Here is a 13609-nt window from a genome sequence, read left to right on the forward strand (position 1 = left end):
CATGCTCTCGCCACCCTCACTCGAAAACCCGTTCAGACAGGCCGGTGAACTGGTTGTAAGATCAACCGACTTCCGAGACGGATGCGACGGCCGGGGGGCTGGAGCATCGACAAGCGGTGCGCACCCGTCTCGAACCCTGGGGAGGGTCTTTCGTGCCTCGTCGTTCCTTCGTACGCCTGCGCCTGTTCGCCGCTTCCGCGGTGCTCGCGGCCGGCCTGACCCCGCTGCTGCCGTCCTCGACGGCGCTCGCGGACACGCCCATCCCTCAGGAGACGGTGGTACCGGCGACGTACCGCGGTACGTACACATCGGCGACGCTCCTCAATCCCGACTCCACCGTCGGTGGGGACGGGGCGGGCGGCCAGGGTGTCTTCCACCGCCTCGAAGGTCACTCCGACCCGGTGTGGACGCGCTACGCGGACGGCAGGTCCTTCGACGCGCCGCCGCCGGCCGCCGGCCTGGTGATCCGTGGCGGGACGGGCAGCGACGTCCTGGCGACCCGCTACGGCGACGGCCACGTCGATCTGTGGAACGCCGTCGACGGCACGACCAGCACCCTCCAGGTTCCGGAGGGGCAGAGCGTGATCTCGGGCTTCTACGGCAGCATCGTCATCACCCTGCAGGACGTCACCGCCGAGGACGGAACCGTCACGAAGGTCATCCATCTGCTGACCGCGGGTTCCGACGGGAGCACGCGTGACGTGACCGTCGGCGGCGTGCCCGCGGGCATGAGGCTGGGCGGGCCGGTGCGAGGCGACGGCACGGGGCTGCTCTTCCGCGCGGCGATGGACGGAAGCCCGCGTCTGGTGGTGGTGGACCCGGGGACCGGCCAGGTCCAGAGCTGGTCGCCGCCTCTGCCGACCCCGTACTCGGTCAAGGTCTCGCCCGAGTACCTGGCCGTGTACGGCGGCAGCGGCAGCTCGCAGGTGGCCGTGTACTCCCGCGCCGACCTGACGGCCGCCCCCGTGGAGGTGACCCTGGACGGCGCTGACACCGCGACTCCCGCCGACGACCTCTCGGTGGTCGGCGACTGGCTCGTGCACCGCCCCGGCAGCGGCGGCGTGGTCACCGCCACGCCGATCGACGGCGGTGACCCCGTCACGCTGTTCACCTCCTCGAACAGCGGCGTCTCCGCCGGACCCGACGGCAGCGCCGTCGTCATCGGCCGCACCGGCGCCGACGACTGGGGTGTCCATCGCATCCACGCGGGCGAGGACGGCAGGCCCCTCGCGACCATGGTCAAGGCGCTGCCGAAACCGCCGTACACGATCCAGGGCCTGGCCCTGGAACAAGGGCGGCTGCTCGTCGGCGACGCCAGCTGGGGCAACACCCGCGACAGTTACGTACGGACCGTCGCCGCGACCGGCACGCCCGAGTTCGGCGCGCGCTCCTCGTACGACGGCAGTGACTCGATGCTCTACAACTGCCCGGTGACGGACGTGGGCTGCTCCCAGCTCCACGGCACCGCCGACGACCGTGCGGCGTGGCTGATGAAGGGTTCCGCGAACCATGACCGGCTCTCGGTCAACGGGCCCGCCCAGTACGGCTACTGGAATCGCAACGTCAGCTCCGGCGGGCAGATCACCGACGTATCCGGTGGGTACCTGATCCACACGACGGCGACCGCGCAAGAAGTCCTCAGGATCGACAACGACGGCACCGCCGCCGTTACCCGTGCTCCTGGAGCCGCCGCCCTCTCCGGCGACCTGCTGTGGACCGCCGGTGCCACGCCGGGCAGCGTCACGGCGTACGACCTGAGCACCAGGGGGACCACCGAGACCCTCACCACCGACGCCGGCTGCGCGCCCACCGAACTCCAGGCGCTCGGCCGCTACCTGTACTGGACCTGCGACGGCCGGGCGGGCGTCTACGACCGTACGGCGAAGAAGTCCGTGCCCGTACCGGCCGGCGAGGCCAAGCTCGGTGACGGATACGTCGTCACGCACGACAAGCGGGCCGGAAAGCTGACGCTCACCACGGTCACCGGCGGGACGGCGGCGAGCCGGGTCATCGGGGAGCTGCCCGACACCGGGGTCTCGCAGCGCGATGTGCGCTGGACCGTGGACGAGTCCGGGGCGAACGCGGCGTACGTCGACGACAAGGAGCAGGTGCACCTCGTGCCGTCCGGGGTGCCGCAGCAGCCGCTGCGGCTGCTCGGTCCGGCCCAGAACGCGCCGTACGTCGACGCCCACGAGATCGACACGACACTGGACACGCTGACCACCGTCCTGCTGTCGAAGCCGTCCGCGAGCTGGCGGCTGACCGTGCGCAACCCCGCCACCGGCAAGGTCGTCGACACCCGGGACGGCGGCGCGGCGCGCGGCGAGCTGAGCGTCGGGTGGGCAGGCGACGACCCGACGGTGGGAGGGGACGTGTTCCTGCCGAACGGCCGGTACGACTGGACGCTGTCCGTCTCGCCCGCGGACGGCATAGGCGCGCCCCTCGAAGTCACGGGCACGGTCGGACTGCGAAACGGCAGCCCCGTGCGCCACGACCACCTCGGCGACGACGCAGTCGGCGACCTGCTCACCCTCGACTCCTCGGGCTCGCTCGCCTTCCAGCAGGGCACGGGCAAGGGAACGTTCTCCGGGAAGGTCACCGGCACGGGCTGGACGACGAGCGTCAAGGCGGTGCCCGTCGGCGATCTCAGCGGAGACCGCTGCAACGACGTGATCGTGCGCCTCTCCAGCGGCGCGGCGCGCCTCTACAAGCCGGGCTGCGGTGCCGCGCTGAAGACCTCGACGCCGTACACCACGCTCGTCACCGGCGGCTGGAACGGCTACGACGTCCTCACCGCCCCCGGCGACGTCACCAAGGACGGCCGCCCCGACCTGCTCGCCCGCAACGCCTCCACCGGCGCCGTGTACCTCTACAAGGGCACCAGCACCGGCAAGTTCGCCACGCGCGTGAAGCTCTACGACAACTGGAAGACGTACAAGAAGGTCGTGGGAACCGGCGACCTGAACGGCGACGGCATCGGCGACCTGGTCGCGCAGGACAGAACGAACGCGCTGTACCGCTACTACGGCACGGGGAAGGGCACCTTCGCCTCGCGCGTGAAGGTGACGGCGACCTGGGGGATCAACTACGACGTGGTTGTCGGCCCCGGCGACATCACCGGAGACGGCAGGGCCGACCTGGTCGCACGCGACACCGCGGGCAACCTCTACCGCCAGAGCGGCACCGGCACGGGCTCCTTCGGGACGCGCGTGAAGATCGCCACCGGCTGGCAGAGCTACAAGGGAATCTTCTAGGCGCGGTTTTCGGCCACGTCCTGACGCATGTCGGGCCCCCGGCGAGGGAATCGCTGGGGGCATGACAAACTCAACGCCTGATGCGAGAGCCAGTGGGCTCCCGGAGGGAAACCTCTCCGACGAGGAACGGCTCGCCCAGCTCGGCTACACGCAGGTCCTCGCCCGCCGCATGTCGGCGTTCTCGAACTACGCGGTCTCCTTCACGATCATCTCGGTCCTGTCGGGCTGCCTGACGCTGTACCTGTTCGGCATGAACACGGGCGGCCCCGCCGTGATCACCTGGGGCTGGGTCGCCGTCGGTCTGATGACGCTGTTCGTCGGCCTCGCGATGGCCGAGATCTGTTCGGCGTACCCGACCTCCGCGGGCCTCTACTTCTGGGCCCACCGGCTGGCCCCGCCCCGAACGGCCGCCGCCTGGGCCTGGTTCACGGGCTGGTTCAACGTCCTGGGCCAGGTCGCGGTGACCGCGGGCATCGACTTCGGCGCCGCGTCCTTCCTGGGCGCCTACCTGAACCTCCAGTTCGACTTCGAGGTCACGCCGGGCCGCACGGTGCTGCTGTTCGCCGGGATCCTGGTCCTGCACGGGCTGTTGAACACCTTCGGCGTCCGCATCGTCGGTCTGCTCAACAGCGTCAGCGTGTGGTGGCACGTGGCGGGTGTGCTGGTCATCGTCGGCGCGCTGACCTTCGTACCGGACGAACACCAGTCCGCCTCCTTCGTGTTCACGGAGTTCGTGAACAACACGGGCTGGGGCAGCGGCGTGTACGTCGTCGCCCTCGGCCTGTTGATGGCGCAGTACACCTTCACCGGGTACGACGCCTCCGCGCACATGACGGAGGAGACGCACGACGCGTCCACAGCCGGCCCCAAGGGCATCGTCCGCTCGATCTGGACCTCGTGGATAGCGGGCCTCGTCCTCCTCCTCGGCTTCACCTTCGCGATCCAGTCCTACGACGGCGCGCTCGGGTCGCCGACCGGGGTGCCGCCGGCCCAGATCCTGCTCGACGCGCTGGGCGCGACCACCGGCAAACTCCTGCTGCTCGTGGTGATCGGCGCGCAGCTGTTCTGCGGCATGGCGTCCGTCACCGCCAACTCCCGCATGATCTACGCCTTCTCGCGCGACGGCGCGCTGCCCTTCTCGCACCTCTGGCACACGGTGAACCCGCGCACGCGGACGCCGGTGGCGGCGGTCTGGCTCGCCGCGCTCGGCGCGCTGGTGCTCGGTCTCCCGTACCTGATCAACGTCACGGCCTACGCGGCGGTGACCTCCATCGCGGTCATCGGCCTCTACATCGCGTACGTCATCCCGACGCTGCTGCGGCTGCGCAAGGGCGAGGCGTTCGAACACGGGCCCTGGCACCTGGGCCGCTGGTCCCGCCCGATCGGCATCGTCTCCGTGGCCTGGGTGGCGGTCATCACGATCCTCTTCATGCTCCCCCAGGTCTCCCCGGTCACCTGGGAGACCTTCAACTACGCCCCCGTCGCGGTCCTCGTCGTCCTCGGCTTCGCCACGACCTGGTGGCTGGCCTCCGCCCGCCACTGGTTCCTCAACCCCGACCACGAACGCACCCAGGCCCGCGAAGCGGCCCGCAAGGGTGCTCCCGAACCGGTAGATCCGTAACCTTGTACGCGTTCGGCGCGGCCGGGTCCCCGATACCCGATCGGAGTCCCGGCCACGTCCGGCTATGCTCGGGGATGCGTCGCCACAGCGCCCTCAACGGGACCGCCGTGCCCCGACGCGTGGACCCTTAGCTCAATTGGCAGAGCAGTGGACTTTTAATCCATTGGTTGTGGGTTCGAGTCCCACAGGGTCTACCGGGAAGCCCCAGGTCAGAGCGTTCTGAGCTGGGGCTTCGGTGTGTTCTGAGGGCTTGGAGATCGTTAGCTCAGCCAATGCTCAGCCGAGCGGAAGCGATCATGAATCGCGAACGTCGGAACGACTACTCGTTCCGGATGTCGAGGGCCTCGTCGGCAACTTCGCTCCGGGACGCCGGAGATACCACGCGACGAACTCCCGCAGGATCGCGGACCGGTCGGTGTCGTCGGGTAGGGCCTCGCCGAAGGCGCGCCATTCTTCCGCGGCGATGCGGAAACGGCTGACTGGGGTCTTCGGCTGGTTGGGCATGTGGAGACGGTACCTGGGTGTAGCCACACGGACCAGCGCTAGAGCGCTTGAGGTGTGGCCACACCCGGCGTAAGGTGTGGCCACACCCGGAACTCTTCCGGCTGCAACAGAACGGCCCCACCGCAGTGGTGGAACACCGCGGCAGGGCCTCACCGAGCACCTTGATCACAACAAGGAGTCGGCTCCATGGATCTTCCCATGCCGTCCATCACGTCCGGCAAGCCTTCCGACCCCACCCGCGACCTGCTCGCGGCCGTCCTCGAAGCCCTCGACATCCCCCACCCCGCCACCGTCGGCGACAGCGAGACACACGACCGGATCCTCAGCGACCGCGCTTGCCACGCGAAGATCGCCCTCCGCGCCGTCCTCGATGACAAACCGCTCGGCATCGAGTGGACCACCCAGTACCTGCGCGAGCGTCTCGCCGAGCACTCCGTCACCGGATACGTCACCGCCGACCAGGCGCACGCCGCACTCGACGCCGGCGCCACCTGGTCCGAGGCCGTCACCCTCCCCGCCGGGGAGGACCAGTGAACGCCGAGCCCCGCACCGCCGTGCTGAACATCCTCGTGACCAAGGCACTGGAGATCGACGAACCCGACTGGTGCAAGGGCCACGACGACGACCACGCCGGGCACAAGGGTGACATCACCCACTACGGGCACGAGCACGTCTTCGAGATCAACGGCTTCCAGACGGCGACCGCGATGTTCGCCCGCTCCCCCTACTCGCCGAGCGCCACCCGGGACACCGTCCTCTACGTCGAGTCCGGCTACATCACCGGCTCGTACACCCCCGACGAGGCCGAGCAGCTGGCCGACGCGCTCGTCGAGACTGCGGCACGGCTGCGCGTCCTCGGCCAGCAACTTGCCGAGCTCCTCATTGAGCAGGGCGGTGCGTGATGGCTGCGATGTCCCGTGCGACACGCCTGATCGTCGTCGCGCACCTCACGGAGCGCCACATGACCGTGCCAGAGATCGCCGCCGAGCTGGGGGTTTCCAAGGAAACCGTCCGCAGGGATCTCCACAACCCGCCCCCCGCGGCCGAGCCTGAGACGCCCCCGAATGTGGCCCCGGATGAGCCACCAGTGAGCGCCGACCCGCGGCCCGGCCCGGAGGGCGTGACCCTGCCACCGAGCGAGCAGTTGGGGAAGGATCTGCGACTCCTCGCCGCCTCGTACAAGGGCCAGCCGGAGGACATCGCGCGCCTCCTCATCCACCAGGCTGCGGAGGCCGTGCGCACCCGCATGGCGGCTCGCTTCGCTGCCGCTGAGGCGCAGGGGGTGCGGTCATGAGGTGGCTTCTCCTCGGCGCCCTGTTGGGCCTGCTCCTGGTGCTCTGCCCGTCCGTCGTCCTCGCGGTGGCCGCGAACTCCCTCGTCGTCGCCTTCGGGGTGGGCTTCGCGGTCCGCCCGACGGTGGCCCGGAGCGTGCGGAGGTGGGCGCCGTGACCGAGCCCGTACAGCGGCAGCAGATCGGCTACGACCTCGCGGGCAACCCCATGTACGCCGCGCCCTACGTTCCCGGCCCGGCCCCGGCCGTGCAGCCGCTCTCCCCGATCGTGGCCCGCCCGTGGGGCGCGTACGTGGCCGGCGGATGCCTCGGCCTGCTCGCCCTGGTCGTCGTAGCGTTCATGGTCGTGGCCATCCTGATCGGCCTGTCGATCGCGCTCGTCGTCCTGGCCACCGGCCTCGTCGCCCTCGTGATCTGCCTGCTCGTGCTGCGCGACATGTGGCGTACCTCCCGCAAGGGCTGACCTGGCCCTTCCGTCCTCCGTCAACCACGGTCACCGGGGCCGCGGTTGCGGGGGCGCGGTGGGGCCGGACAGCCCGGCCCACGATCAAGGAGGCCTCATGGCCAAGGAGCCGAAGCTCACCGTCTGGGAGAAGGCCCGCATCGCCGCCATCGAGGCGCACGGCATCAAACGCGCGCTCGCCGGCATCACCGACCAGCCGGACATCGACCGCCGCATCAAGCGTGTCAAGGACAAGGCCCGCCGCCGGGCCAACGGCAGCAAGTAGATCCACCACGGGGCGGCCGCACCCTGCCAGGTATACCGGCCGCCCCGTGCACCCGAACGTCCCGAAGAACGACCGGAGAGACCAGGATGACGGACACCGTCGTTTCCCCGACAGACACGCCACCGAGCACCCCCCAAGCAGCTGCACCCGACCAGCCGAGTGCGCCCGTACCCGTCGACAACCCAAAGCTCCCCGAGCCCGGGGTCACGACCGAGAAGCGGCGCCCGATCCTCGCCCCGTGGCTCCGGTCGACACGCGACTTCCGCGCGACCGTCGAGCGCGCGGCCGGGCATGCCGGGTACGCCACGACCTTCCACGGGCTCCGCCTCCCCTGGTACGGCATGCAGCTCACCCTCATGGCCCCGCGCGGCACGGCCCGCCTGCTCACGTCCACGAACCGGTGGGTGTGGGACCGCGAGGCCGCACCCCTGCGCGACTGGGCCGTACGCCAGGACGACGTAGACGAGTACATGCGCCTCGCCCGGCTCCGCGGCGGACGCGTCCGGCTGCGCGGGTTCGTGACCGTCGTCGCCGCGGTGTTCGGCCTCGGCTTCGCCCTGTGGCTGTACGTCATGGCCCCGGAGCTCCTGTACGTGTTCGCGGCCGGCGGCGTCCTGACGCTGGGCTACTTCGGCCAGCAACCCGACGCCCCGGTCATCGGCCCCGCGGTGATGCGCACCGAACTCCAGAAGCTCACCGGCTCGATCGTGCTCCGCGCCCTGGACGCGATCGGCAACGCGAAGATCTCCGCCGCAGTGAAGAAGGGCGGCGACATGAACGGCATGCGCTTCACCTCGGAGATCACCCGCGACGGGCCCGGCTACCGGGCAGACCTCGACCTCCCGTACGGCGTGGTGCCCGAGGACGTGATGGAGGAGCGCCAGGCCCTCGCGTCCGGCCTGCGCCGCAAGCTGGGCTGTGTGTGGCCGTCCGGCGACCCGACCGAGCACGAGGGCCGGCTGATCCTGTGGGTGGGCGACAAGCCCATGAACGAGACGACGAAGCCGCCGTGGCCGCTGCTGAAGGAGGGGCAGGTCGACCTGTTCAAGCCGGTCGTGTTCGGCAACGACCAGCGCATGCGGGACATGGCCGTGACCCTGATGTTCGCCTCGATCGTCGTCGGGTCCATCCCCCGCATGGGCAAGACGTTCCTGCTGCGCCTGCTCCTGCTCATCGCCGCCCTTGATCCGCGTGCGGAGCTGTACGGCTTCGACTTCAAGGGCACTGGCGACCTCGGCCCGCTGGAACCGGTCATGCACCGGTACCGGTCCGGCGAGGATGACGAGGACCTCCTGTACGTCCTGCACGCCATGCGGGAGCTGAAGGAGGAACTGCGGCGCCGGGCGAAGGTGATCCGCCACCTGCCCAAGTCCCGCTGCCCCGAGTCGAAGGTGACCCCCGCCCTGGCCAGTGACAAGAGCCTCGGTCTGCACCCGATCGTGGTCGGGTTCGACGAGTGCCAGATCCCGTTCGAGCACGAGAAGTACGGCGCTGAGCTGGAGTCGATCTGTACGGACGTCGCCAAGCGCGGCCCGGCGCTGGGCATCGTGGGCATGTTCGCCACCCAGAGGCCGGACGCGAAGAGCCTCCCGTCCGGGATCTCCGCGAACGCGGTGCTGCGGTTCTGCCTGAAGGTGATGGGCCACACCGCCAACGACATGGTGCTCGGGACCGGGGCGTACAAGGCCGGTATCCGCGCCACCATGTTCAGCCGCTCGGACCGCGGCATCTGCTGGATGGCGGGCGAGGGCGATGACCCGTCGATCGTCGCGTCCGCGTTCGTCGACGGCCCGGCCGCGGAGCTGGTGGTTGCTCGGGCCCGGCAGCTGCGCGAGGACTACGGCAACGTCACAGGGCACGCGCTCGGTCAGGGCCCGTCCGCCTCGCGCGGGATGGACGTGCTGGGCGACGCGCTGAAGGTGTTCCGGGCAGACGAGGACGCGCTGTGGTGCGAGCGGATCGCGGCCCGGCTCTCCGAGGCATGGCCGGACGTCTACGGCGCGTGGACGACCGCGGCCGTCGCCCCGGCACTCAAGCCCTGGGGAGTCGCCACAGCGGACGTGTGGGCGACTGCGGAGGACGGGAAGGGCACCACCCGCCGCGGCATCAAGCGGGCCGACCTGGCCGCCGCCCGTGCCCGCCGCGACGCCGACCGGGCAGCCGCGTAGGAGCCGCTCGACGCGGTGCTAGGCCAAGCACCCCACCCTGCTTGGCCTAGCACCCCCACTAGCACCAGAAACCGGCCCTGAGCAGGCGCCTAGCGCCTAGCAGGGCCACCCGCAGGAAACGGGAAACACCCCTCAGAACGGGAGTACAGATGCTCACCCTTGGTGCGTGCGTGGCGCTGGCCGGATGGCTCGCCTACTACCTCGTGCTCTGCGTGGTCCGGCCGTTCGGCCAGTGCCGGCGGTGCGACGGATCGGGCGAGGTCGAGCGGTGGCGGACGACGCGGACGTGCCCCCGCTGCCGGGGGAAGAGACTGCGGCTGCGCATCGGCCGGCGGGCACACAACGCGTGGCGGCGTACGTACGAAGGCGGAGTCCGCTGAGGGCATGGAGCGGCCCCCGTGACGGGAGACGCGTAACCGGTCACGGGGGCCTGAACCCGCCCGCCCCTTCGGGCACGGGGTGCGGGACGGGCGGCTTGACTCGTCACCGGCGCGATCGGCGGCGCACCGGTGACGAGGTCTACCAGCTGGTCTTGCTGTACGGGTGCCAGTGCCGCCCGCTGTGGCCGGTGGGCTCGGTGCAATGCACGGAGGTGCGCGGGTGTTCAGCCCAGCAGTAGCCGCCGAGGCCGAGCGTGTGACGGGGCAGGGTGGAGGCGCTCACCATGTCCTCCGTCCGGCGGTGATCTCGCCGACCACCCAGCGCCACCGTCGGCGCAGCCTGCCAGCATGAGGGCATTCCGTCTCAGGGGTCTCTCGACACCGTGTGCACGTCGTGCAGTGGGTCACCAGGTCCTGGTACTCCGCGGTCGCGACAGGCCGCCGCTTGGTCCGGCTCACGCTCGCGTGCCCTTCTCGGGCGCGGGCTGGTCGGCGAGCGGCACCAGGTCGTAGGCGTTGCGGCAGGGGCGGCAGGCGAACAGGCCGCCGCCACCGAATGCGGAGCCCTGCTCGACGATCCGTACCAATCGGGTGTCATCGCTGACCCCCTTGTGCCAGGCGCACCAGGCGTAGCTGCCCCGGTCCAAGCAGGGCGTGGTGTCTGTCTCGTTGGTGGTCATCCGAATGCCTCCGCGGGAAGTCGTCCGCCGGGCCCGAAGCACGCGCCGAGCACGGTGGTATCCGTCAGGCGCCCGCTGCCATGGGGCCGCGCGAGCCATACGCGGCCGTTTGTCGGGCGGTTGACGGGCGGGCAGTACAGCGGCCACGTAGGCGGGTGCACGGTGAGCCGGGCGACATCGTCCAAGTGCTCTGCGGCGTCGAGCGGTACGAGCCACCAGGCCCGCTCAGCAGCCGGATACGCGAGCACGGGCCCGAGGGTGTCGGGTGGTATCCGCTGCATCGCGTCGACGCTGTGCAGGAGGGGCGCCTCGACGGCGAGCCAGCGCAACCCCGAGGGGACAAGCGCGAGTTCGCCGGCCGACCAGGCTCGGTGTACGGCGTCAGGGGTGGGGGCGCAGTCGGCGAGCCAGTCGCGGCCTGCGTGGCGAGTGCCCGGATTGCGTGTCCGTGTGGCCATGAACAGGACCGTAGGGAGTTCGGTTGCGCGGACGCGCGCCGATTGCGCGGGATTGCGCGAGGAGCCGAGGGTGTTGGGGCCGGTTGCTCACGCGAGGTCGAGAGAGGCCCGCGCACGGGCGATGAGGCGGTGCGCCTGAGGGCCGTAGACGGCTCCCTCATTGAGGCTGTCCCACACCCGCTCGTACAGGGCGACATCCTCGGCCGATTCGAGCGCGAACTCCGTGTTGATCGTCTCGACGACTACCCGCTGTTCGTCGAAGATCCAAAATCCGTGCTTCGGGGTGAGCTTCAGCGGCACACCGAAGGGGACGATGCCGAGCGAGATGGCGCTCATGCCGATCAGTCCGGCGAGCCGATCGAGCTGCCCCGCCATCACATCGCGCGGGCACACCAGGGCGTGAAGGACGGCTTCCCAGATGAGGACACGGAACGTCTTGCCCGCCTCGTACAGCACCTCCTGCCGCCTCATGCGGGCGCGTACGGCCTCGTCGGTGTCCCGTGGGGACTGCATCAACTCGGCGTTGTGGATCAGGAGATGTCGGGCGTAGTCCGGGGTCTGGAACAGGCCCGGGATGACGGTGGCTTCGTACCCCCGCACGGTGGCGGTGCGGCGGTACTCGACGACGTACTTGTCCTGTACCGAGCGGTGACCCGCAGCGAGCTGCCGACGCCATGAGCGCTGCTGTGTCTCCAGTCCGCGCAACCGACTCTTGAGGTCGTCGGCCTCGGTTGGCGCCCCCACCACATCGGCCCACGCGTCGAGGTCCTGCGGTGTCGCGGTCTGCTTGCCGTTCTCCAGGCGGGAGACCTTGGAGCGCTGCCAGCCGAGGCGCTCGGCGATGCCCTTGCCGTCGTACCCGGCCTCGGTACGCAGCTCGCGCAGCCGCGCACCGAGGGCCTCGCGGGCGGTCTGGTAGTCCGTGCTCACACGGAGGAACGTACCTGCGTCCAGGCGTCCGCAGTAGGGACCGCGAAGTGCCGTGCGGCGTCGCGGGCCTGGCACATGGCGAGCACATCGGCAGGATCCTCGATGACTTCCACGCCCGTGGTGGTGTCGGTGTCGTCGATGTGGAAGCGGATCAGGGTGCGGGAGTCGAACAGCCATAGGTCGTGGTCTGGGAGCTTCAGCCGCTTCGCCTCGGATCGGGGCAGCACGCGGATGTCCTCGCCTGCCTCGATGTTTCCCTGCGCGGTGGCCATGAGGAACCGCTGTCCATCGGTAGGCGGCTCGTCGATGATCCGTACGCGCTCGAACCGCTTGCCCTGCGCGGTCTGCGTACGGACGTTGACGTTCCACGAGTGGTCGGGCTCCGGGGCCGGCATGACGCCGCGCATGAAGGCCTTGAAGCGCTCGCCCTGGCGGTCGGAGGCGTAGCCGCGGCGGGTCTCCAGGCGCCATGCAGTGTGCTCGAACTCCGTGAACAGGTAGGTGATCTCGTCGAACGGGACCAGGTCCGGCACTCGGTCTACTCCTTGGGGGCGAAGCGGGTGAGCAGTTCGCGCGGGATGCGTACGAACGTCTCCGAGTCCTTCACGTCCCGCAGCTGCGCGAGGTGCTCGGGGTCCGTCTCCACTTCCCCCTGGACGAGGATCTCGCCAGTCTCGACGACCTCGTACAGGGTGGGGCAGTTGCCGTGTTCTGACGTGGTGCCGAGGAACCTGAGCGTCATGGTGCCCTCCATCTCCGCTGGTTGGAGGTCCAGGATGCTGTGGATCGCGCGGTTGCGCTGGAGGATTGCGCGAGATTGCGCCCACTGCCGGTCAGGTGATCCGTTGCGCGCAACAGCGCCCGGCCCCTCGCGATGAGGTGCCGGGCGCCGGGCGGTCCGCTTCAGCGGCGAGAGCGCTCAATCACTCCGGGCCGCACTTCACGCCCCGGGTCCCTGGGCTCCGCCGTCGGATGGTCCTTGATCCGGGGCCAGTCGTACGCCTCCTGAGGCTTCGGCACAGGCGTGAAGTCCTGCCGCTCGAACCCGTGGAGAGGGCTGCGGCCGGCCAACGCCTCGCGCAGCTCCCGCGCCTCGTCGACCATGCCTTTCTCGTCGAGGTGGAAGTCCGTCCACGCGCGCACGGTGTCCAGCTCACTGTGGTCGACAGCGAACGTGAGGACCGCCCGGCGCGTCGCGTCGTCCCCGAACCGCTCAGCCTCGGCGAGCATCCGCATCCGGCCTGCACGGTCCGCCTCCTGCGCTTCCTTCCATGCGGCCCGGAACGCCGTCATGAGCACGGCCTTGTCCGCGGGGGTGGCGTTCTCGGCGATGCCGGTCCCGACCGGTACCAGGGACTCCAAGTAGGCGAGGCGGTCACGGCGGCGGGTAGTCAGCCGCTCGTACGCGTCCGCGGTTTCCTGCACGTGCGCGTCGTACAGGCCGGAGACCTGCTCCGTCTTGAAGCGGTCCGAGGTGTTGAAGTTCTCGCGGACCGCGCGGGCCTTGGCGACGAACGTCAGCTTCGAGGCACGCGCGGCGAGGTGGTCGACGTCCTCGTTGGGGTGCGCCGTCACGGGTGCGGGGATTGTCATGG

The 13609-nt window shown here is 70.0% G+C and carries 18 protein-coding genes and 1 tRNA gene; 11 read left to right on the forward strand and 8 right to left on the reverse strand.

The genetic code is table 11. From position 1 onward, the window contains the following. Positions 1-152 precede the first annotated feature (152 nt). The 3 genes from ACIP79_RS08105 to ACIP79_RS08115 all read left to right on the forward strand — a co-directional run bounded on the left by ACIP79_RS08105 (position 153) and on the right by ACIP79_RS08115 (position 5069). Entirely contained in the window at positions 153-3254 is a 3102-nt protein-coding gene (locus tag ACIP79_RS08105) for an FG-GAP repeat domain-containing protein (RefSeq protein ID WP_401220739.1), read from the forward strand. A 61-nt stretch (positions 3255-3315) separates the two neighbouring features. Beyond that, the gene (locus ACIP79_RS08110; protein ID WP_401220742.1) at positions 3316-4875 is read left to right on the forward strand and encodes an amino acid permease; all 1560 of its coding nucleotides are present in this window, start codon (positions 3316-3318) and stop codon (positions 4873-4875) included. Positions 4876-4996: 121 nt separating this feature from the next. Further along, positions 4997-5069: transfer RNA gene (locus ACIP79_RS08115), tRNA-Lys, on the forward strand. Between the two features lie 100 nt (positions 5070-5169). On the opposite strand, the gene ACIP79_RS08120 is transcribed toward ACIP79_RS08115, so the two are convergent. Further along, a complete protein-coding gene (locus ACIP79_RS08120) occupies positions 5170-5379 on the reverse strand; it encodes a hypothetical protein (protein ID WP_401220744.1) in 210 nt (69 codons plus the stop codon). A 186-nt stretch (positions 5380-5565) separates the two neighbouring features. On the opposite strand from ACIP79_RS08120, the gene ACIP79_RS08125 reads away from it, so the two are divergent. The 8 genes from ACIP79_RS08125 to ACIP79_RS08160 all read left to right on the forward strand — a co-directional run bounded on the left by ACIP79_RS08125 (position 5566) and on the right by ACIP79_RS08160 (position 9946). Continuing rightward, entirely contained in the window at positions 5566-5913 is a 348-nt protein-coding gene (locus ACIP79_RS08125; protein WP_401220747.1) for a hypothetical protein, read from the forward strand. Continuing rightward, positions 5910-6281, forward strand: coding sequence for a DUF6907 domain-containing protein (locus ACIP79_RS08130; protein ID WP_401220749.1), 372 nt, complete (start codon positions 5910-5912; stop codon positions 6279-6281). The genes ACIP79_RS08125 and ACIP79_RS08130 overlap by 4 nt, the downstream gene beginning before the upstream one ends. 8 nt (positions 6282-6289) lie before the next feature. Continuing rightward, complete coding sequence (locus ACIP79_RS08135) at positions 6290-6673, forward strand: DeoR family transcriptional regulator (RefSeq protein ID WP_401220751.1); 384 nt, start codon at positions 6290-6292, stop codon at positions 6671-6673. Next, the gene (locus ACIP79_RS08140) at positions 6670-6828 is read left to right on the forward strand and encodes a hypothetical protein (protein WP_401220754.1); all 159 of its coding nucleotides are present in this window, start codon (positions 6670-6672) and stop codon (positions 6826-6828) included. Before ACIP79_RS08135 ends, ACIP79_RS08140 begins: the two co-directional genes overlap by 4 nt. Continuing rightward, positions 6825-7133 carry a hypothetical protein gene (locus ACIP79_RS08145; protein WP_401220757.1) on the forward strand — a complete coding sequence of 103 codons (309 nt, stop codon included), beginning with the start codon at positions 6825-6827 and terminating at the stop codon, positions 7131-7133. Before ACIP79_RS08140 ends, ACIP79_RS08145 begins: the two co-directional genes overlap by 4 nt. A gap of 97 nt (positions 7134-7230) precedes the next feature. Continuing rightward, complete coding sequence (locus ACIP79_RS08150) at positions 7231-7398, forward strand: DUF6257 family protein (protein ID WP_401220760.1); 168 nt, start codon at positions 7231-7233, stop codon at positions 7396-7398. An 86-nt stretch (positions 7399-7484) separates the two neighbouring features. Continuing rightward, positions 7485-9566, forward strand: a complete 2082-nt coding sequence (locus tag ACIP79_RS08155; RefSeq protein WP_401220763.1) for a cell division protein FtsK — start codon at positions 7485-7487, stop codon at positions 9564-9566. 149 nt (positions 9567-9715) lie between these two features. Continuing rightward, entirely contained in the window at positions 9716-9946 is a 231-nt protein-coding gene (locus ACIP79_RS08160) for a hypothetical protein (protein ID WP_401220766.1), read from the forward strand. 139 nt (positions 9947-10085) lie between these two features. On the opposite strand, the gene ACIP79_RS08165 is transcribed toward ACIP79_RS08160, so the two are convergent. The 7 genes from ACIP79_RS08165 to ACIP79_RS08195 form a co-directional block, all read right to left on the reverse strand. Then, on the reverse strand, positions 10086-10229 hold the full coding sequence (locus ACIP79_RS08165) for a hypothetical protein (protein WP_401220769.1): 144 nt from the start codon (positions 10227-10229) through the stop codon (positions 10086-10088). A gap of 172 nt (positions 10230-10401) precedes the next feature. Beyond that, positions 10402-10626 carry a hypothetical protein gene (locus tag ACIP79_RS08170; RefSeq protein ID WP_401220772.1) on the reverse strand — a complete coding sequence of 75 codons (225 nt, stop codon included), beginning with the start codon at positions 10624-10626 and terminating at the stop codon, positions 10402-10404. Continuing rightward, on the reverse strand, positions 10623-11084 hold the full coding sequence (locus ACIP79_RS08175) for a hypothetical protein (RefSeq protein ID WP_401220775.1): 462 nt from the start codon (positions 11082-11084) through the stop codon (positions 10623-10625). Before ACIP79_RS08175 ends, ACIP79_RS08170 begins: the two co-directional genes overlap by 4 nt. Before the next feature lie 87 nt (positions 11085-11171). Continuing rightward, positions 11172-12014 (reverse strand): helix-turn-helix domain-containing protein, encoded by an 843-nt coding sequence (locus tag ACIP79_RS08180; RefSeq protein ID WP_401220777.1) that lies wholly within the window; start codon positions 12012-12014, stop codon positions 11172-11174. Then, positions 12011-12547 carry a DUF6879 family protein gene (locus ACIP79_RS08185; RefSeq protein ID WP_401220780.1) on the reverse strand — a complete coding sequence of 179 codons (537 nt, stop codon included), beginning with the start codon at positions 12545-12547 and terminating at the stop codon, positions 12011-12013. Before ACIP79_RS08185 ends, ACIP79_RS08180 begins: the two co-directional genes overlap by 4 nt. Positions 12548-12552: 5 nt before the next feature. Further along, the gene (locus ACIP79_RS08190) at positions 12553-12756 is read right to left on the reverse strand and encodes a hypothetical protein (RefSeq protein WP_401220782.1); all 204 of its coding nucleotides are present in this window, start codon (positions 12754-12756) and stop codon (positions 12553-12555) included. Positions 12757-12917: 161 nt separating this feature from the next. Next, positions 12918-13607, reverse strand: a complete 690-nt coding sequence (locus ACIP79_RS08195) for a hypothetical protein (protein WP_401220785.1) — start codon at positions 13605-13607, stop codon at positions 12918-12920. Positions 13608-13609: the final 2 nt, after the last annotated feature.

This window comes from Streptomyces sp. NPDC088747, assembly GCF_044751025.1.
In the GTDB taxonomy this organism is placed as follows: domain Bacteria; phylum Actinomycetota; class Actinomycetes; order Streptomycetales; family Streptomycetaceae; genus Streptomyces.